Below are 20806 nucleotides of genomic sequence, written 5' to 3' on the forward strand. Positions count from 1 at the left end.
TTATAGTCATCGATGATTTATTCAATTAAATTTCATCTAATTCTTCTAAAATTTTTTTTGTATATTTTCCATTTTTTAAATCTTTACTCAATTTTAAAACATTTTCTCTCATTATCTTGTATTCATCATCCGTTATACTATCAAGAGTCTCATCCAAATCGACTAAACTATCTATCGCTACACCAAGTTTATTTTTTACAATAAACTGAGCCATAGCAGCCTCTCGCCAAATTAATATTGGCAATCCAGTAGTAATATATAACGATGTCTTGTGCGGATTATTAAATTTCATATACTCTCCATAATGCCCCTCACAAGTTTCTATACTATCTCCATCCCATATTAATCCAAAGCTCTGATTCAAATGACTAGGTAGCTCTTCAGGACTAAATTGTCCTTTGTAATCTATGCATTCTGGATAATTGTCTAATTTATTAGGTCCATATACATCTATTTTATGTTTTTTCAGGGTTAGTTTTTGTAAAAAGGTTGATTTAAATAAATTTCCAGCAAAGCATACTGTTTTATCATACTCTTTTGATTTAGGAGAAAAATCTGTTAAATAATCAAAAATACCTAGAACTAAAATTTTCGATGAAATATTATTCTTTTCCAAAATTTTCTTCATTACATCATTGTGTACAATAATTTTATCAGCTAGATTTAGTAATCCTATCTCATATTCTGAGATTGTATTTCCATCTTCTTGCAAGCTTGATATATCATGAATAAATAATACTAGTTCAGCATTACTATTAGATATGTAATTTATTATCTCACGTGTCATTCTTACAGATGAAGTTGGATACTGAAAAACCACTCTATTGATATTTGTCAGATCTATATCCTTTCGCATTTTTGTATGAATATATAGGTATTTTCTAACTTTAGAAGTATAAATAGGAACATTCTTACTTATATATCCCATATCACTAAAAATTCTACTTATATCTTCTTTAGCCTTACCGCCACCAATATTCTTTCCTGGATCGCCAGTCGTCAAAATTATATTTTTCAACATTATTACCTCATACTAATTTATCTTTAAAATAATCGTTATTAGTTAACATTGCTATAAATATTATATTATATGATAATTCCATCAAATGTTGATCTATTAATGAACTTAAAGCTGCAAATAATAAGGCTACTAATAAACAAATAGTCTTATCATTCATAAACTTATTTACTGAGTAAATTAACATAATAACAAGAAATACAAAAGCTACTATTCCACCAAACATTAATACTCGTAAATAGCTAACATCTATAAAGAAATAATTAAACTTTCCCTTGTGAATTCCACCGTTAGCATGCTCCTTAATAAATTGACCAAACATTGTTACATTATAATCTTTAAAAGCCATATGACCATATTTCAATCTTCCAGATAATATGCGATCCATTATATTAAGGATTCTACTGTTAGCATTATATAAATAAGTTAAGATTATTTCAATTCCTACAACTGCTCCTGCCACTAAAGTTATAGTATTTGTTCCAATTCTATACAATAACTTCATAACAGTATTGTGAAAGACCGAAACTACTATTAGTAGTAATATCAATAAAGTATCTACCTTTGTATCTGTTACAAAATATATAAACGCACATATTGCTAACAATGATATATATTCTGGCAATTTTAACTTAAACTTCTTTAACGTAACATAAGCTAGTGAAATATAGAATATTCTTGCTGCTAAATCTGTTGGATAAACAGATCCTAACGATAATCTTATTCCAGCATTTCCAGTTCGCATATTTACAACTTCTAAAATCCATCCCATATAAACTGAAAAAGCAGAAAATAGTAACATAAATACTTCGATATAAATAAACACTTTCAATATTTGCTTAAAGTCTAAATCTTTTGCTGCTAAGATCATTATATAATAGTATAAAAGATCCATCGTTTGAGAGTTAATTGCAGTCACAGCTAATAATAAGCCTACTAATATTTCTATTGTTAATTCTTGCCAGTTACTAATTCTATTAAAAAATAAAATTTTTATTATTGCTAAAGCAACTGCTACCATCATAATTCTATAAGGAATACTTAGTCCAATATCATAAAAAATATATACATACATTGTTCCCATTAAAAAATGGGTAACCAAATATATTATAAAAGCTGTATAAAATATATACTTACCAACTTTATCTCTATTAGGATTATTTTTTATTTTTTCCATTGCTGTCGTTAATATATCCATAAAAAGACTCCTAATCTATTTTCTTCTTTGTTCAATCATTTGCTTGGCTTTTACTAAAATTGTAGGTTTTAAAATAAAAATCATAACAACATATAATACTATTCCTAATAATATTTCAATTGCCAACGTAATAACATTTGTCCTTAGTGTGTTATCCAAATAAAATACTGGAATAAACATAATGATTCCGCTGATTATATACTTAGGAACATTACTAAACATATTCTTGAATTCCACATCTTTTCTAACTCTATATAATTGATAGAATGTTACTGCAAATTCTGAAATTACAGTTGCCATCATAGCACCTTTCAATCCCCAAAGATAGATAAATGGAATGTTTAAGATAATATTTACAATTGCTCCTAATAATACTGAATTAGTAAATTCTTTTACTCTATTTACAGGAAGTAAATATTGAGTACCAATAACATTACTCCATCCAATTATGATTATAACAACTGATTCTATCAACATAGCTTCCCCAACAGGGCCATATCCTTTTCCATAGAAAAATGGGGCTATATGTAAAGAAATACCTGCCAACCCAAAAGCCATAGGAATAGCTATAAAAGAAACAAAGTCAAATGAATTATTTAGTAACTCATTAACTTTCTTATGATCACCCTTTGCAAACGCATTAGATACGTGGGGAAGCATTACAGTTCCAGTAGCAGTTACTATCGTCATTATCATCTTTACTAAATTATCTGAATATTGATAAAAGCCTGATGCGGTAGTTCCTACAAAAATCCCCAACATTGTCTTATTTAATTGAACATAAACTTGAATAGCTGCTTGTGGAATAAATAATGCAACTGTTGGCATAAAATGTTTAAATGGTTTTAAATCTTTTAACTTAACTCTAACTAGCATATCTCTAATACTTGGCCACAAAATCATATTTCCTAGTAAAACAGATAATGCTGTTATTAGTATGTATATAGTAACATCATCATGATTTTTGACGAAAACGAATATCATGATAGTTGAAAGTATTTTAAAAATTGTATTTCTTACAACAGTCGGTTTGAAATTCTCAATACCCATATATAACCATGAAATATCAAAAGCAACAGCTACAATATTTAAAGACTGTACCCATAAATATGTATTATATTGATTATACCAACTTAAAAACAATACAAATAAAATATAAGATATCACAGTAGTTACTGTCTTTACTATTTGTATTTCCCAAAAAGCCTTACTCATCTCATATCTATTTTCTCGTAAGTAGGCAATTTCTCTATTTCCATAGTAACCTACACCAACACTTGCTATTAAAACAAAATATTGAATAATTGAGTTTGTATACGATGAATCACCTACACCTATTGGACGTAAGACACGACTAACATAGGGCATAGTTATAAAGGGTACTATTATAGCTAATAATTGATACCCTGCATTGTATAAATAATTTTTTATTATCTTCATTTAAAACCACCTATTAAGCCTAACTACTTCTCTAAAAGAATAACAAGAATTCAAAAAAATTGGAAGAGCCCATCTTCCAATTTAATCTTTCACAATTCTAAATGCTAAATCAGTTATCCCAGTTACAGCCAATAAATCCCATAACCTACCTTTTTTATTCGTAGTATGATTATATTCATCAAAATTTTTCATTTTCATATACTTAACAAAAGAAGGACGTTTATAGAAATTATATCTAGATTCAATATATTTAATTGCACGAATTGAATCCTTATCTTTAAAATCGTAAGTCATTCTTAATTTATTTAAAGTAACTAATAGCCTTCTAGCTTCTTCTGATCTACCTTTTCTATTATAATTCAAAATATATTTCTTCAAATTGTTTTTAGCTGTAGTTCCTATCGCATTATTTTCATGTACTCTATAATTTACTAATATTTTATTCATGAAAAAACATCCGCCATGAATCGATGCTAAAAGATTTAAATGCCAATCATGCGGAAGAGTGAAATCGTATGTTTCTAAAAATTCATCCTTTATGTCTTTACTAAAGCACATCGCACAACCAGGAGTTATATTTGCAACAATTATTGAAGCTAATGGTATATTGGTCAAAAATCCTAACTTTCCTTTATGGTGTAGTAAATTTTCATTATAGAAATCAGGCTTTAGTTTTACTTCGAGAGGATTTAGCCTAGAATCTACAAATTTTACGGCAGCATTTATACTTTTTATTTTTGCATTTTTTTCTAACTCGTTTGTCATCAATTCTATCTTATTTTTCTCCCATACATCATCTTGATCAGATAGGAATATGACATCTCCTGTAGCTTGTTGAATTAAATCATAGAAATTCTTTTTATAACCTTTATTACTAGAATTAATCATTAGTTTCCAATTTTTTAAATCATGCTGTTCAATAAATTTTTCTATTAATTCCACAGTTCTATCATTAGAAACATCATCAGCTATGAGAACTTCATCGGGGTTAACAGTCTGATTATAAATACTTTTTAATTGTTCAACTATATATTTCTCTCCATTGTATGTAGCCATCAATAACGAAATCTTCATAAAGTACCTTCTCTTCGATTATTCAAATTCATTCTTAACAGTTATTAAAGCTGCTCCTATAACTTGATCCATATTGTAGTAACGATATTGTCCTAAACGTCCACCAAATATTACATTTTCAGTTTCTTTACTTGCTAATTCTTGGTATTGCTTATAAAGACTGTTGTTTTTACTATCATTTACTGGATAATAAGGTTCATCGCCACGTTTCCAATCAGCAGGATATTCACGCGTAATAACTGTCTTACCTTTTTCACCTTTACCAAATTCAAAATGCTTGTGTTCGATTATTCTAGTATAAGGTGTTTCAGCATCTGTGTAATTTACTACAGCGTTACCTTGATGATTATCTTCATCTAATACTTCTGTTTCAAAACGTAAACTTCTATATTCTAATTCTCCAAGTTTGTAATCAAAGAATTGATCAATCATACCTGTGAAGACAACTTTATCATATTCTTTTAGATATTCTTCTTTACGATCAAAGAAATCCACCCCTGTTTCCACAGTGATATTGTCATGATCTAACATCTTTTCGACAATTTGTGTATAACCGCCAATTGGAATACCTTGATATGTATCATTGAAATAGTTGTTATCATAAGTTAAACGTACTGGCAATCGACGGATAATAAAAGCTGGCAATTCTGTAGCTTTACGTCCCCATTGTTTTTCTGTATAACCTTTGATTAATTTTTCATAAATATCTGTTCCGATTAATGAAATAGCTTGTTCTTCAAGGTTTTCTGGTTTCTTACCATTAAGAACAGCACGTTGTTCTTCAATCTTAGCCATAGCTTCTTTAGGAGTTGCAACTCCCCAAAGTTTGTTGAATGTATTCATATTAAAAGGTAGGTTATAAATTTCACCATTATAATTAGCTACTGGACTATTAGTATACCGATTAAATTCAGCAAATTGATTTACATATTCCCAAATTTCCTTCTTAGAAGTATGGAAAATGTGTGCACCAAATTGATGAACTTGAATGCCATGTACTTCTTTTGTATAAATATTTCCAGCAACATGGTCTCTTTTTTCAATAACCTTTACTTTGTGTCCTCTTTGAGCAGCTTCATGTGCAAATACTGCACCAAAAAGACCTGCACCTACTACTAAATAATTTGTCACTTTATAATTCCTCCATTGATAAATAATCTACGTAGTAATCTAATTTGCAATTCTATATCAACAATTATGTAACTTTATTCATACATATATCACAACATATAGTTCTATTTTTAATGAAAAACATCCATCAATACATGCTTTTTTATTAATAATTGTTACCATAGTAATCTACTGTGAAATTCTACGTTATATTATACTCCACATTCCTTACTTTTTCGCCAATTAATCCTTCTATTTAATGAATAATATAAAATTAAAATACTATGCACCTTGAAACATTAGTTTCTATATTACTTATAATACAAAGTGTACGTTCCATATAATTTATGCTTATATTTTGAAAATATAGTTGTATCCAATCCGATATTATTTTGAACTAAATATACACTCTTTTCATCCACGTTTACGTTTGATAAATCACTATAAAAATGATATTTATCAAAATAGGAATATTCCATATGATCTGCAGGTTTTACTAGTTCTCTTGTTTTATAAAAAACGTTTGGATTTGTTTTTGTATAAAACAATACTACTGGATACTTCGATTCCTCCATCTCTTAATTCTGCTGAATTTGTTACCAAATATGATCTAACAAATAACGCTAATAACACTAACATTATTGCTAAAAATGAGATTTTCATAAATTTAGTATCTAGTAAATATAAAATTCCGACATATTCAAAATACAATATTGGGGCAAACATTGCATTAAAATGAACGAAGTTTGGCAAGATTAAAATATATGTTGGGAGTGAACCTAAAAGTAACAAGAACATGTAGATATCTAATTCATTTCAAAATACTCCTTAGTATTTTTAATTTCACTAATTGATGATACCACATACATACTAAAAAAGCATACTTACTCAAGCATGCTTTTAACTTTATTTCATTAATACGCATCATTAGAGAATAACACAATCTTAACTGTTAAAAAGATCAAGTATAAATCATAGAAAAATCCACTCTTTTGAATATATTCTAAATCTAATTCAACCATTTCAGAAAATCCTACACTATTTCTAACTGTTGCTTGCCAAAGTCCTGTACAACCAGGGACAACTAATAATCTTTGCTTATCATATTCTGTATACTGAGCAACTTCAGCTGGCAAAGGTGGACGAGGTCCTACTAAACTCATATCACCTTTAAGCACATTTAAAAGTTGTGGTAATTCATCAAAACTATGCTTACGAATAAATTTACCAATTTTAGTAATACGAGGATCTTCTTTCATTTTAAACATTGGACCCTCTACTTCATTTTGAGCCTTTAATTCAGCTAATTTTTTATCAGCATCCACAATCATTGAACGGAATTTATACATTTCAAATTCTTTACCATCTTTTCCCACTCTAGTTTGAGTATAGAATACCGGTCCCTTATCTTCATTATGAATCTTAAATGCTATGTATAAAAATAGCGGTGATAGTACAATTAATCCTACTAAGCTAGCAAGAAAATCAAATGCTCGTTTGAAAAAATGATAGACGTATCTTTTATTAATATTTTCTCTATCTAATTTCTTCATGCTAACCGTTCCTCCAATTTTTTCCATTAGCGCATTCTCCTCATTTTTTATTAACTCCAAAAATTATATCATTGAACTTCGACAAAAACTTAACAAAAAGTTAACATTATTCATTCAAAGCTGCTTTTAATTGACTAGTTACTTTATCTAGATTACTTTGTGGCACAACTTCATAAGACACCCCGTCAATCATCCTACTTTCCCCTTGCAATTGAACTTGTTCAATCTTAGAAGCAGAACCATACTTAGTTGCAATTGCCTTCATGTCATCAAAGGTTAAATTAGTCTTCATATTGCTAGAAATTGCATTTAAAATTGATTGATACTTAGTAATACTTCCAATCGTTGCAATCTTCTTAACTAAAGCTTCAAGTACCATACGTTGACGTAATTGACGACCATAGTCACCTCGTGGATCTTCATATCGCATACGTGTATAAGCTAAGATATTATCCTCATTGATAGTTACAGTTCCCTTTTTAAATGTCTTATTTAAGTTAGTAAACTCTAGATCATTCTCAACCTTAACTGGACCTACTGCTGCAGAAAGTTCTTCAAGACCTTTCATATTCATTTCAACATAGTAATCCACAGGAACGTCTAAATAACTCTGAACGATATTAACCGCACCTTTTGTACCTTCATATGAATAAGCTGCATTAATCTTATTATTATATCCATATCCTGGAATTGCTACCTTGGTATCACGTGGGATACTTACCAAAGTAGTTTTCTTTTCTTTAGGACTAACTGCTGCTAACATCATAGTATCTGAACGTCCACGATATGTACGTCCATATTCTCCCGTATCAGTTCCCAAGATAAGAACTGTAAATGGTTTACCATTATTTAAATCTGGTGTATTACGTAATTTATTGGTCTTAACTTGTTTATATGTACTGTTAGCTGACTTTTTAGCATCAAAATACATCTTACCAAACAATGCAACGTCAGCAACTATAAATAACCCAATAACAATTAAAACCCATTTCCAAATTTTATGTCTTTGCCAAAATGAGCGATGGTGATGCTTGTGATGGCTGTGATTTCTATTTAACTTTTCTTCTTCATTATTCATTTCCTACTCCCACTTTCCGTTAAAAGAACCAGAATTTCTTCTTTTTCTGAATTGGTGTATAGTCTCTAGCTACGACATACTCCCCGTTGATGAGATTTTCAGCGTTTTTCTCAAATTGTATTGCTTTTTGCTCACCAAAATCTTTAGCAATCTGATCTAAAGCTTCACTTAATACAAACTTACGTCCCTTTAAAGTATGTGCATCCGACGCAACAATTTGAACTAAATTATGTTCAACCAATGTACGTGATATTTCAGCTACATGTGAGCCGAAACCACCAACATAACTTGTAGCTGTGACCTGTGCTAAAGCCCCCGCTTTGATAAAGTCATATAGCATATTTAAATTATTCTGAATTTCATGATTACGTTCTGGATGTACAATAACTGGAATTGTTCCTCTTTTTTTTAGATTAAAAATCATGTTCTCAGCATATCTAGGAACCCCATCATGTGGAAATTCTAATAGCATGTATCGTTTATCCTCATCTATCCCTAGTAAATCATCGTAGTTATCCAAAAGTTCACCATTGATATGTACTTCTTGACTTGGAAAAACAGTCAATTTAATTTCTCGCTTGTCTAGCTCAGCTTGAAATTCATCAGCCACTCTAATGACATCTTGTGCGTGATTAGTATAATTACGATCGAGATGGTGTGGAGTAGCTAAAATATGTGTGACTCCATCAGCAACTGCTTCTTGAGCTAATTGTAATGAATGTTCTAAGTCTGGAGATCCATCATCAATACCTGGTAAGATATGACAGTGTAAATCTACTATTTTCTCAAAATTCATATTAATAATCCTTTTCTGATAATTAAATAATATAAAAAACACATATATTATACCAAACTCCACCTTTAAATTCATTAAAGGCAAACAAAAAATCGACAATTGTTGTCGATTTTTAAACAAATTATTAAGTCTACTTTTCAGTAATGGTTACCCAAATACTAAATTTTCATAAGAAAGTTAGAAATAAAAATTAATCTTTACATTCAACTGATTGAAAAAATCCAATTTTATTCCTTATTAAGCATTATATATTAAGATTATCTCAAATTACAATATTAAATAAAAGAACTAATATCCAATATATTCAACTTTCACTCCACTTTTATACTCATCAATATATAAAGTTCTTTTTTCCGAACGATCTTTATTAACTACTTGAAAAGTTTCTGAAGAATAATTAATCCCTGTTTCTAACCACTTGTATCTTCTTCCCACATCGTCAACTATTCTCATTTCAAATTTCTTATTTTTTTGTTTACGTCTATTCTTTAAGCCTTGTTTGAAAAGTTCTAGAGAAACAAGAAATTCATTTGCAATAACTCTAACTGCTTGATAAGCAGGATTATTAACTGCTGCATTACCACTAGAATCACTCCAACCTAAAGAGTTCATTTTTATCAAATTCGCATATGTTCCATCCAATTTAGGATCAACATGTGCTCCTCCATCTTGATTTGCTATAGAAGTTACAATATCTTTTCTAGTGAATCTATTTTTATGATCATCAAAAATAATCTCATTCCACCAATCGTGAAACTTCATAAAATATCTTGATTGACTTTCTAAATTTGCTTTATATTTAACTCCATTAGGATTTAATTCCATACTTAATAGAGTCCAAGATGTCAATAAATTACTTGGAGTATAGAATTGTCCACTTGAATAAAAAGTAATCCCTAATCCCAACTGTTTGAACAGTGATTTTGATAATTTAGTATCATGGAATAGTATTCGAAGACTTGTTGCAATTCTTTGTGCTTCCATCTCATCACCTAAATCAAATTCTTCAACTGATTTTCTGATAAATCTAATCTGATTATCCCAATGTTCTTGTAATTCTTGTGTACTAAGTTTATATTTCATTACACCAACCTGACTTTCTTTGTAATATCTTTAAACCTTTCATTTATACTATATCAGTAATTATGTATGCAATTAACACTATAGTTATGTATTTCTAAAACCTATAATTATCTAATTAAATTACAATACTAAATAAAAAGTTCCTACCTAAATATAGATAAGAACTAAATTAACAATTATATAATTTACTTTTCTTTTCCGTAGCCGTAGTAACCATAATAACCATCTGAGGAAGCATCTACATCATTCAATACAGCTCCTACAATATGAGCATTAACATGCTTTAATAAGTCCACAGCTTGACGGACGCCTTCTTTTTCTGCAAATCCTTGACGAACAATCAAAATCGTTCCATCAACTTTGGCAGATAAAAGTTGAGCATCAGTTACAGATAAAACCGGTGGAGCATCATAAATAACTATATCTAATTTTTCTTCTAATGCTTCACGTAATTTATCCATACGTTTAGAACCCATTAATTCAGATGGGTTAGGAGGAATTGGACCAGCTGGAATAACAAAGAGATTATCTACAGTTGTTTCATAAATAACATCATTAATATCAAAATCTCTATCTGTTAAGAAGTTTGTCAATCCTCTTGGATCAGCAATACCGAAAGTCGAAGCAATTGTTGGTCTGCGTAAATCAGCATCGACTAATAGAGTAGACAAACCTTGTTTTGCAAAAGATGCAGCAATATTTGCAGCTGTAGTAGATTTTCCTTCAGAAGCAACAGATGAAGTAATCATTAAAGATTTATATTCTGTATCTGCACTAGAGAACGTAATATTTGTACGAATAGTATTAAACTGTTCAGTATCTACAGATGTTGGTTTAGCAACTGTTACTAAATAGACACCCTTTTCCATACTATTTGTATCTAACTTCTTTTTCTTCTTGAATAATGCCATGTCTCTTACTCCCCCTTTCTAAACTCTACGTCGACGAGGAGTATCAAACTCTTCTTCGCCATTATCATCAGAGATTTTATTTCTAGCAATAACCTTAACTACACCATAGTCGTTATCATTAATGTCTAAATGATAAACAGAACCTATGTTGGTTAAGCCTAGTTCATCAGTTAAGAAACTACTATTCTTAACAGTTTTATCGGTAAGTTCTTTAATAAAAGTAATTGCTATTCCAACAAATGCACCTATTACTACTCCTGCTAAGGCAAATACCTTTTTATTGGGTGACACTGGACTATTATTAACTTTAGCATTAGATACAATTGTAACATTATCTACTTGCATCATCTTTTTAACTTTTTTTGAAAATACTTTACCAATTGTATTTGCCACATCTGCAGCAACATAAGCATTTTTATCAGTCACAGTCACTGTTACAACCTGCGAATTGGTTTGATTTGTTACCTTGATAGAATTTTCTAAAGTACTTACATTTCCCTGATAGTTATCTGTGCGTTTAACTTCTTTAAGTACTGGAGCCAAAATAATTGGCTTTGTCAAAACATCCTTATATGTATTAATAGCCTGTAAATCAGCTTGTTGCGTTGTATATTGTACCTGCTCATTACTAGCTTTTTGATTAACTAAAATATCAATACTAGAACTATACTTAGGCTCAACAAGTAAAAACACACTTCCCAAAGATATTATTAATCCTAATACTGCCCAAATAATAATGGATATCATGTTATTTTTCAAAACAATAATTAGATGTCTTAAATCAATAATCGTTTCATCGTCTTTTCTACTCATAATCTTCTCCCATAAATAAAATCTACAGGCTTAATAATAATTTATTTTTGTCTATTTTGTCAATATACTATTGACTTATTTGTCGTTATTTGATGTAACAAAATAAGTATTTATTTTGCAAAAATATACTTTATATGCTATTTTATTACTTAAAAGCAATACTATTGTTAATAAAAATAACAAAAAGGACGAGATTTTATAACTATGAAACAATTATCACTCTCTAAATTAGCTGAAATTATTATTGCTAATAGAAAGAAAAAATCATTAACACAACAACAACTTTCTGATGTAACTAATATAAATAGAGCAACTATTAGCAGAATAGAAGCGAAAGACTTTGTTCCTTCTATTCCTCAATTAGAAAGTCTTAGCCAAGCACTAAATTTTGATATAATAGACTTATTCATTGAACCACTTAACACAGCTAAAAAAGCTGAAACTCTATCTAATGTAAAAATTGCTGTAGCTGGTACAGGATATGTAGGCCTTTCAATAGCTACCCTTTTAGCACAAAATCATCAAGTAACTGCGGTAGATATTGTGCAAGAAAAGGTTGATTTAATAAATGATCGTAAATCGCCTATTCAAGATGAATATATTGAAAAATTTTTGGCTGAAAAAGATTTAAACTTATCAGCTACGTTAGATGGTAAAAAAGCTTATAAGGATGCTGATTTTGTTATAATTGCAGCACCTACTAACTATGATAGTAAACGCAACTATTTTGATACAAGTGCTGTTGAAGCTGTAATAGAACTTGTTATGGAAGTCAATCCTAATGCTATTATGGTTATAAAATCAACTATTCCTGTAGGCTATACAGAACATATACGTAAAAAGTATCAAACTAATAAAATTATCTTTAGTCCTGAATTCTTACGTGAATCTAAAGCTTTATATGATAATCTTTACCCAAGTAGAATTATTGTTTCTACTGATAAAAACGATCCTGAAATTGTCAAAGCTTCTCATGATTTTGCTTCATTACTTCAAGAAGGTGCTATTAAAGAAAATATAGACACACTTTTCATGGGATTTACTGAAGCTGAGGCCGTAAAGTTATTTGCTAATACTTATTTAGCTCTTCGTGTCTCTTACTTCAACGAATTAGACACTTATGCTGAATCAAAAGGTCTTAATACTGAAGAAATTATCAATGGTGTTTGTCTTGATCCTAGAATTGGTTCTCATTACAATAATCCTTCTTTTGGTTATGGTGGATACTGTTTACCAAAAGACACTAAGCAACTTTTAGCAAATTATAAAGATGTACCTGAAGATTTAATCGAAGCTATTGTAAAATCAAATTCAACTAGAAAAGACTTCATAGCTGACCAAGTTCTTCAAAAAGCTGGTTATTACTCATACAGCGATTCAAATAACTTTAACCCACAAGAAGAAAAGCAAGTCACTATTGGAGTTTACCGTCTCACAATGAAATCAAACTCTGATAACTTCCGACAATCATCTATTCAAGGTATCATGAAACGCGTCAAGGCCAAAGGTGCTGAAGTTATTATCTACGAACCAACTCTTGAAAATGGTACAACTTTCTTTGGAAGTAAAGTTGTTAATGACATAAATGAATTTAAGAAATTAAGTGATTCTATTATTGCCAACCGTTATAATAACGTTTTGGATGATGTAAAAAATAAAGTTTATACTCGCGATATTTTTAAGCGTGATTAAAAAATACATCCCCTTTTGATATATATATAATATTCAATTATTAACTAAATTAAAGTTATTAAAAAATAGAAACAATCTCAAAATTCAAAAATCGACAAAAATTAATGTTTTAAGTGACGTTGCATACTATCTTTATAGTAAACATAAAATATATAAATTCTTTATCTTATGATGTGCAACAAAAAGTTATATAAAATATATTTTTAGGTGACTAAGGCATGAGTTCGGCAATCAACCAGACTTATGTCTTTTATATTGGTTGTATAATATTTAGGACTGATAATGTAATTTTTTTGCATTACGGTCCTTCTTTTATTTTCTCCATTTTTGCGGCAAAATAAAAGAGATGGCCCACAACGCCAATCTAATTAAAGAAAGGACACTATCTCTATGGATAATAATATCAAACTTTTACTTGGAATTACAGACCCTAATTTAACTATTGACCCTAAATATCAATATACTTCGTATATTGAAGAAAAAATTATTAAAAATAGTAAGTCTCTGCTCTGTCATCTATATTTGTCTTACCCTATGTATTGCCCTAATTGTAAGGCATTGATGTTACATAACGGCACTAAAGTGGTTAATAATGTTCATCTTTCTTCTGCTGGTAAAAAGCTTGTGCTTTCTATAAAAAAGCAGAAGTATCTGTGTCCTGAATGCAAGAAGACTGCGACAGCTAAATTTAAAGATACTAACTATCATGATCATTTTTCCAATGCTGTTAAAGCCAAACTTGTACGTGATTTAAGTCTATCCAGACCTATGTGTGAAATTGCTGCGGACTCTTTTACATCTTCAAACACAATTATTAGATCTTTAGAGAGTGTAGAAAATAATTTTAAAGTCAATCGTAACTGGCTTCCTAGTCACTTATCCTTAGATGACTTCAAATCTGGTAAAAGATTTTCATCTAGTGGTATGAGTATGTGTTTAATCAACGCAGTCAATCATCGAATTATAGATATAATTCCAGAAAGAAATAATAAATTCCTTAGGAATTATTTCATTCAATATAGTTACAAAGCTAGATTATCAGTAATGACTATAACAGTTGACTTATATGCACCTTATCGCAGTTTGATTAAGGAGTTATTCCCTAATGCATTTATTATTGCAAATAAATTTCATGTGGTTACACAGGCATATACAGCTATGAATAAAATTAGAATTAGGGTTATGAAAGAATATGGAGCTGGAACCCACGAATATCGAGCTTTAAAACGTTTTTGGAAACTACTTCTAAAAAATCAAGATGATGTTGATTATCATAGATATTATCCAAGGATAAATTTTAAATACGCTGAATTAAGCGACTCTGAAGTTTTAGATCGTTTATTTGATATGTCTTCTGAATTGAAGACAGCCTATGAATATTATCAGTTACTTTTACAAATGTACCGTAAAAACAGTTGTCAATTACTAAATTTATTAACTGATACATCTTCTTGGAATCTTCCACCAGAAATGAGACAAGCTTTAAAAACTATCAAGAAACATAAGTCAGAAATAGAAAATAGTTTTGTTTTACCTAGACTTACCAATGGTCCTATTGAAGGCGTCAATAATCACATTAAAGTAATTAAGCGTATAGCCTATGGCTATAATAATTTTAAGCATTTTAGACTCAGGATTTTGATTTCGCTAAAAAATAATGTAATTTTCTTCTCCACTTAAAACAAAAAAACTATTAGACTTTCATCTAATAGTTTGAAAATAATACTTAAAATTTTGGCATCAGTCCTTTTTGACAAAGAACCGTTTTTACAATATAATGCCCATCAGTCTCACAATTGAAACGTGAGATTGATGGGCATTACTTGTTATTGTAATAGTGTAATTTGCTAAAAGACAATTTTATCAATAATCCTATATATACGTCTCTCCAATTTTAAATGATTAAAAAGAAGTATTCTAAACTTGTCAACAAAAACTGTGATGATTACAAGAAATACTGCTATTAGTAATCCAAAGCCAGAAATTAATAAGGGATTTTCGTAACTAGTAGTATTAAACAACTCCGTCCAAATAAATTTATCAGCATAAATATTTTCTGTCATTAAATACGTCGCAAATACAGAACTAGCAAACCAATTTATAGTTTTGTTAGTAAAAGAAGGTATCTCGACAAATATTAAAAAAATTGATATTGCCATTATAAAAGGTAGAATTCCATATGTAAATCGGGTTATATTTCCTTCATAACCCACTATTTTCCACAAAATAAGTATTGACACTAGCATAAATAAATAAGTAGCAATTACTGCAAAGATCAGATGAAATTTTTTAGTTACTATGTCATATCGTCTAATATATCAACCAACTAAATAAACCGCTAGTATATCACCAAATCCTTTATCTAAACTGAAGGTTGTATTACCTATGACAGGTATAACTTCTCCACAAAATATTGTTATAATTAGCAATACTATGTACTCTCTTTTAGAAAGTTTTTCCAGAAGTTTATTAATAAAAGGTGCTAAAAGTACCAAAATAATATAAGCTGTAGCAAACCAATAATTGTTAAATACTATTGGTAGAAATCCTTTAACCATATTTACAATGGAAAAATGACTATAATAAAAACTCCCCGCAAAAAATACCACTACTGAATAAAACCAAACTTCAAGCCATACTTTACTCGCCCTTTTCATGGAAATTGCATAATTAGCATCAACCTTAGACGCTAAAAAATATCCAGTAATCAAAACAAAAATATCAACCCCTACCTGCCCAAGCGGTTTATAAAGTTGATAACTTATAACATTCACTAAGCTGGCACCTTTCATATTCCAAGGCTCTTCTCCAGAATAGTGGTTCATGACTATAAAAAGCATAGAAATAATTCGTAATAACTCTAACGAAGAATTTCTATCTATCCGTTTGCTCACCAAATTCTCTCTCTAAATATAATTTATCTCCAAGAAACTATCCATGTCTTACCTTACTTAGAAATATTAAAGCCACTTGGTTTTTAGTTGCTAGTAATATAGCCAAATAAACAATAACTGAACTAATTACAGAAACAACTAACCTAATAAACATCTGTTGAAAAAGAGCCGAGGAAAGTGCACACACCGCTATAATTCCCACGCATCCTAATAACACAGTAATGATATTCTTCCAGGTTTCCCTGTCTTTAAAGACAAACCCTGTTATATCTCTACTAAAGTAAAAATTCATAAACATCATTGTAAATTCAGCTAAAACAGTAGTTAAAGCAGCACCTTTCTCTGCAATAATTGGAATTAAGATAAAGTTAAGCCCAATATTTAGTAAAGCGCTAATTACTGAAGAAATTAGAGTCTTCTTTTCTCTTTTTGCAGGTATCAACGCACATTGATTAAATATACCGCTCATCGCACTGCCCAGCATTGCAAAACAGCTAATTCTCAATGCATAAGATGCACGTAAATATTTTTCGCCTGCAAGAAGAACAATAACCTCTTTACTTACCATAAATAAACCTAATATTCCAGGTAAAATAAGGAATATCATTATATTAATTACTTGTTTCAGAAGCTTATTGTACTCTGACATTCTTCCTTGACCCATGAACATTGCCAAGCGAGGAATCGTAGCAGCAGTAGCAGCAATTAAAAGAGTTCCCACAATCCCATAAATTTTTGTAGCTGTACTATAAATACCAACAACATACTCATTCTGCAAAAAACCTAACATTGTAACATCTGAATTAAGATAAATTTGGATAGCAACTCTTGAACCAAAAATTACTAATATTGGATTTAAATATTCTTTCCAATTAAAATTAAAGTCAAGTTTAATGTCACAGTAATTCTTAGCATGAAGGAAATTTAAAATATATGATCCTGTTGAAGCAAAAACGGTAATAGCAACATAATTTAGATAGTCGCCTGGATGTCGTACAAATATGAATAATAAAATTATTGATAAGATTTTAAAAATTATATTCCTAACTGTAATATATCCATATTCTTCGAAAATCGTATATACCCAATCTGTACCTAAAGTCGTAAAAAAAATTTGAATACTAAAAATAAAAATAGCCATAGTATACTGATGTAAATTAGGTGTAAAAATAACTGTTACGATTAAAAATACATATGAAACAATTGTAGAAATTAGATTAATAGTAAAAACTCGACTTGCAAAACTGCTGATGGCTTTTCTATCATTACGTAATTTAGCACCTTCACGAACTGCATAATTGCTAATACCTAATCCTGCTAATAAAATAAAATAGCTGACAATAGAATTAGCAAAATTGTATTTTCCTACTCCGTTTACTGACAATGTTCGTGAAATATATGGGAATGTTATTAGTGGGAATATTAAATTTAAAAGGCTTTGTAAACTATTTAATAGTGCATTTAGCCCCAATGATTTTTTTTTCAAAATGGCAAGCTCCCTTACTTTTATAGTATAGTATCATTAAAAACTGTATATCTATATATCAATTTATCGTAGTATCCCAGTTTTTGATTCTAAAATCAATTCTTTAACGATTTATATCAATCACAAATCATACATAATTTATAGGAATGCGGTACAAATAAGGTAGCAAATATAAAATAGACAGTGTAAATTCATAATATATGAATAACTATCTTTTATAAAATTAAATAAAAAAATAGCATCAAAAATAATACTATGATTAATACAGTTAGTTTGAACATACTGCAAAAAACAATACTATCAAATCCTAATTTAGTTGAGCGTAAAAAATGTAGCTGAACACATCATTAATCTTAAATATTAGGTTTTCATTACTTTGATTAGTATTGTCCTAATTTAAATATTGGAAAATAATATTACTATCCAATCAAAAAACTGCATCATGATCCTAACCATATTTTTAGCTCTCGACCTTATCATGGTAGTTTCTTTTATTCGCAGTAGTACCTAGAAAAGTATTAGCTTCATGATTTTAGCCAATATTTTCATTTTCTTTACCACTAATCTAATCCTATCAGTTTCATAATGGTAAGCATCTCTAATATACCTTAAACACAAATCTAATTTTTCTTCTGTTATGTTTTCTTCTGCCAACGTATAAAAAATACCCGCCCATTCTCTAGACATTTCTGGATACATTTTTTTGAAATTTTTTCTACTTTTTTCAATATGTTCACATGCTATCTCCAATTTTTTCCCACTTTTGCTTATTGAATCTATACCAACTTCATAATTCACAAGTGATTCATTTAAAAAGTAAAAAGTAAATCTCTTTGATTCAGAAATTCTAAGTAGTAAATCTAGCTCCTGAAATCTTGGAATCTTTTCATCAAACTTAAATTCCGTTAGCACTTCTCTTTTAAAAAGTAAACTTTGTGTTCCAATTCCTTGTAAGTTCTTTACTGGTAAAGCTTGAAATCCTTCTTTCAGCTTTCTAGGTAATTCATAATATTTATTCCCCAATTTTTGTGTTATTTTACAAAATACGACATCTGCATTATATTTTTCTATAATATCTAATTCTTTTTCTAACTTATCTTCCATCCAGACATCATCACTATCATTAAATGCTATATATTTTCCTTTAGCTGCTTTAATTCCTGTATTTCTTGCTACACAGGCACCTTTATTTTCCTGCCAAATATATTTAACCCTACTATCCTGTATGTTTTTTATAATACTTTCTGTATTGTCTGTCGAACCATCATCAACTACTAATAACTCTATATCCTTATACGTTTGGTTAAGTACGCTTTCTACAGCCCCCAATAGTTTATTACCTCTATTATATGTGGGTATTATTACTGTTATCATATATTATTCCCCTTCTCTACATATTCTTTTAAATTTTTATTATAGAACAATCCCATGATTAAAAAGGTATAAAATGGAACTTCGAAGGTTTGAACATTAGGTAACATAATGTAATTAATCAGCGTAACTATTATGATGTATTTACATAGTTTTCCTAATTGATACTTTTCATTCCAACATCTAACTAATGTATAAATATATGACAAAAAGTACATAATTCCACCAAATAATCCTAAATCGTAAAACATCAGATAATATGAATTTTCTACTGTCAAGGCGTTATTATTAGTACTAATAGCCATTGGCCCATTTCCAAAGCCTGTTCCAAAGATATTTTCACCGATTATTTTCACGGGTAATACCAGATCCTGAAAATGTCTACTTGCAGAAGCATCATTATTATTAAAAGTATTTCTTATCAATGAGAACAACATGTTTGAAAAAACTTTATCAAAAAACAAACTATCTATTATCGCAAAAATTCCCACAATTAGGATACAAAAAATAAAATAATTTAACGTTTTATAGATTGAAATTTTCTTATTTAGGTTAGATAATAGTAACACTATTATCAACTCTAAAAATGCTGATCTTGAGAATGTTGATAATAATCCTAGTATTAATACAGAAATTGTCCCATAATACATATAATTTTTAGTAAATAATAATTTTTTATTAAGAATAGCTATTACGATAACCATTACTAACAATGTGGAAAAAATATTTGGTGATATGAAAGTTCCTACAGCTCTTTGATTTCCATAGAATCCTCCTATATAGTAGGAAGTACCTGCTAAACTTCCGTTTTGTGATGGATAACCAATTTTTATTAAAAAATCAGCACCCAGAAAAAAGGCTTGATATATCCCATATATAGATATCAAAAAGTATTCAACTATTATTAATTTCATAATTTTCCTATATTCATCCAAATCAATATCTATATTGTGCCCAATAAAAAATATTAGCATTGGCATAACATATGTTCTACATATATTCCATGTTTGTGGGCTGTATTTTATACTTTCAATAGAAATAATTGTGTATATAATAATAATAAATATACTCATAGCAATCATTATATCGGTTTTATTAATGTATTTATTAGGTCTTGAAAGCAATAATATTATTAGAACTATGATTAATGCATCTCTTGTTAATGATAATATTGGTACTTCTTTTAGAAATAAATTAAATATGTAATATTGAAATGGCATTATACATATTAAAAATCCGAACAATAAGTTAGTTAATTTATTTATTCTTACCATAATATTCCTTTCGCT

General features: G+C 29.2%; 18 protein-coding genes. 2 read left to right on the forward strand and 16 right to left on the reverse strand.

All coding sequences use genetic code 11. The annotated features are described in order from the left end of the window. Window positions 1-25: 25 nt before the first annotated feature. The 12 genes from OZJ21_RS02335 to OZJ21_RS02390 all read right to left on the reverse strand — a co-directional run bounded on the left by OZJ21_RS02335 (window position 26) and on the right by OZJ21_RS02390 (window position 12074). Window positions 26-1021: a sugar transferase gene (locus tag OZJ21_RS02335; protein WP_098183884.1), complete on the reverse strand. Its 996-nt coding sequence runs from the start codon at window positions 1019-1021 to the stop codon at window positions 26-28. A gap of 7 nt (window positions 1022-1028) precedes the next feature. Further along, the gene (locus tag OZJ21_RS02340; protein ID WP_095761960.1) at window positions 1029-2216 is read right to left on the reverse strand and encodes a hypothetical protein; all 1188 of its coding nucleotides are present in this window, start codon (window positions 2214-2216) and stop codon (window positions 1029-1031) included. A gap of 15 nt (window positions 2217-2231) precedes the next feature. Beyond that, the gene (locus OZJ21_RS02345) at window positions 2232-3656 is read right to left on the reverse strand and encodes a flippase (RefSeq protein WP_095761961.1); all 1425 of its coding nucleotides are present in this window, start codon (window positions 3654-3656) and stop codon (window positions 2232-2234) included. 81 nt (window positions 3657-3737) lie between these two features. Then, the gene (locus OZJ21_RS02350) at window positions 3738-4730 is read right to left on the reverse strand and encodes a glycosyltransferase (RefSeq protein ID WP_268857374.1); all 993 of its coding nucleotides are present in this window, start codon (window positions 4728-4730) and stop codon (window positions 3738-3740) included. Window positions 4731-4748: 18 nt separating this feature from the next. Further along, window positions 4749-5861 (reverse strand): UDP-galactopyranose mutase, encoded by a 1113-nt coding sequence (gene glf / locus OZJ21_RS02355; RefSeq protein ID WP_003709511.1) that lies wholly within the window; start codon window positions 5859-5861, stop codon window positions 4749-4751. A gap of 489 nt (window positions 5862-6350) precedes the next feature. After that, entirely contained in the window at window positions 6351-6638 is a 288-nt protein-coding gene (locus OZJ21_RS02360) for a hypothetical protein (protein WP_034984109.1), read from the reverse strand. Window positions 6639-6754: 116 nt separating this feature from the next. Further along, on the reverse strand, window positions 6755-7420 hold the full coding sequence (locus OZJ21_RS02365; protein ID WP_095761963.1) for a sugar transferase: 666 nt from the start codon (window positions 7418-7420) through the stop codon (window positions 6755-6757). A 79-nt stretch (window positions 7421-7499) separates the two neighbouring features. Continuing rightward, complete coding sequence (locus OZJ21_RS02370; protein WP_268857375.1) at window positions 7500-8471, reverse strand: LCP family glycopolymer transferase; 972 nt, start codon at window positions 8469-8471, stop codon at window positions 7500-7502. Between the two features lie 19 nt (window positions 8472-8490). Beyond that, window positions 8491-9267 carry a tyrosine-protein phosphatase gene (locus OZJ21_RS02375; RefSeq protein WP_268857376.1) on the reverse strand — a complete coding sequence of 259 codons (777 nt, stop codon included), beginning with the start codon at window positions 9265-9267 and terminating at the stop codon, window positions 8491-8493. 288 nt (window positions 9268-9555) lie between these two features. Then, complete coding sequence (locus tag OZJ21_RS02380; protein WP_268857377.1) at window positions 9556-10350, reverse strand: hypothetical protein; 795 nt, start codon at window positions 10348-10350, stop codon at window positions 9556-9558. A 185-nt stretch (window positions 10351-10535) separates the two neighbouring features. Next, a complete protein-coding gene (locus tag OZJ21_RS02385; RefSeq protein WP_268857378.1) occupies window positions 10536-11261 on the reverse strand; it encodes a CpsD/CapB family tyrosine-protein kinase in 726 nt (241 codons plus the stop codon). A gap of 18 nt (window positions 11262-11279) precedes the next feature. Beyond that, complete coding sequence (locus OZJ21_RS02390) at window positions 11280-12074, reverse strand: YveK family protein (RefSeq protein ID WP_268857379.1); 795 nt, start codon at window positions 12072-12074, stop codon at window positions 11280-11282. Window positions 12075-12278: 204 nt separating this feature from the next. Here OZJ21_RS02390 and OZJ21_RS02395 point away from each other — a divergent pair, with 204 nt between their 5' ends. Further along, on the forward strand, window positions 12279-13766 hold the full coding sequence (locus tag OZJ21_RS02395) for a nucleotide sugar dehydrogenase (protein ID WP_268857380.1): 1488 nt from the start codon (window positions 12279-12281) through the stop codon (window positions 13764-13766). Window positions 13767-14156: 390 nt separating this feature from the next. Beyond that, window positions 14157-15446, forward strand: a complete 1290-nt coding sequence (locus OZJ21_RS02400) for an ISL3 family transposase (RefSeq protein WP_268857381.1) — start codon at window positions 14157-14159, stop codon at window positions 15444-15446. A gap of 638 nt (window positions 15447-16084) precedes the next feature. On the opposite strand, the gene OZJ21_RS02405 is transcribed toward OZJ21_RS02400, so the two are convergent. The 4 genes from OZJ21_RS02405 to OZJ21_RS02420 form a co-directional block, all read right to left on the reverse strand. Further along, window positions 16085-16660 carry an acyltransferase family protein gene (locus tag OZJ21_RS02405; protein ID WP_268857382.1) on the reverse strand — a complete coding sequence of 192 codons (576 nt, stop codon included), beginning with the start codon at window positions 16658-16660 and terminating at the stop codon, window positions 16085-16087. A 37-nt stretch (window positions 16661-16697) separates the two neighbouring features. After that, window positions 16698-18146, reverse strand: coding sequence for a flippase (locus tag OZJ21_RS02410; RefSeq protein ID WP_268857383.1), 1449 nt, complete (start codon window positions 18144-18146; stop codon window positions 16698-16700). 507 nt (window positions 18147-18653) lie between these two features. Beyond that, window positions 18654-19520, reverse strand: coding sequence for a glycosyltransferase family 2 protein (locus OZJ21_RS02415; protein WP_268857384.1), 867 nt, complete (start codon window positions 19518-19520; stop codon window positions 18654-18656). After that, window positions 19517-20791 (reverse strand): O-antigen ligase family protein, encoded by a 1275-nt coding sequence (locus tag OZJ21_RS02420; RefSeq protein ID WP_268857385.1) that lies wholly within the window; start codon window positions 20789-20791, stop codon window positions 19517-19519. Before OZJ21_RS02420 ends, OZJ21_RS02415 begins: the two co-directional genes overlap by 4 nt. Window positions 20792-20806 lie beyond the last annotated feature (15 nt).

Origin of the sequence: Ligilactobacillus sp. UO.C109, assembly GCF_026847815.1 — a bacterium.
Taxonomy (GTDB): domain Bacteria; phylum Bacillota; class Bacilli; order Lactobacillales; family Lactobacillaceae; genus Ligilactobacillus; species Ligilactobacillus salivarius.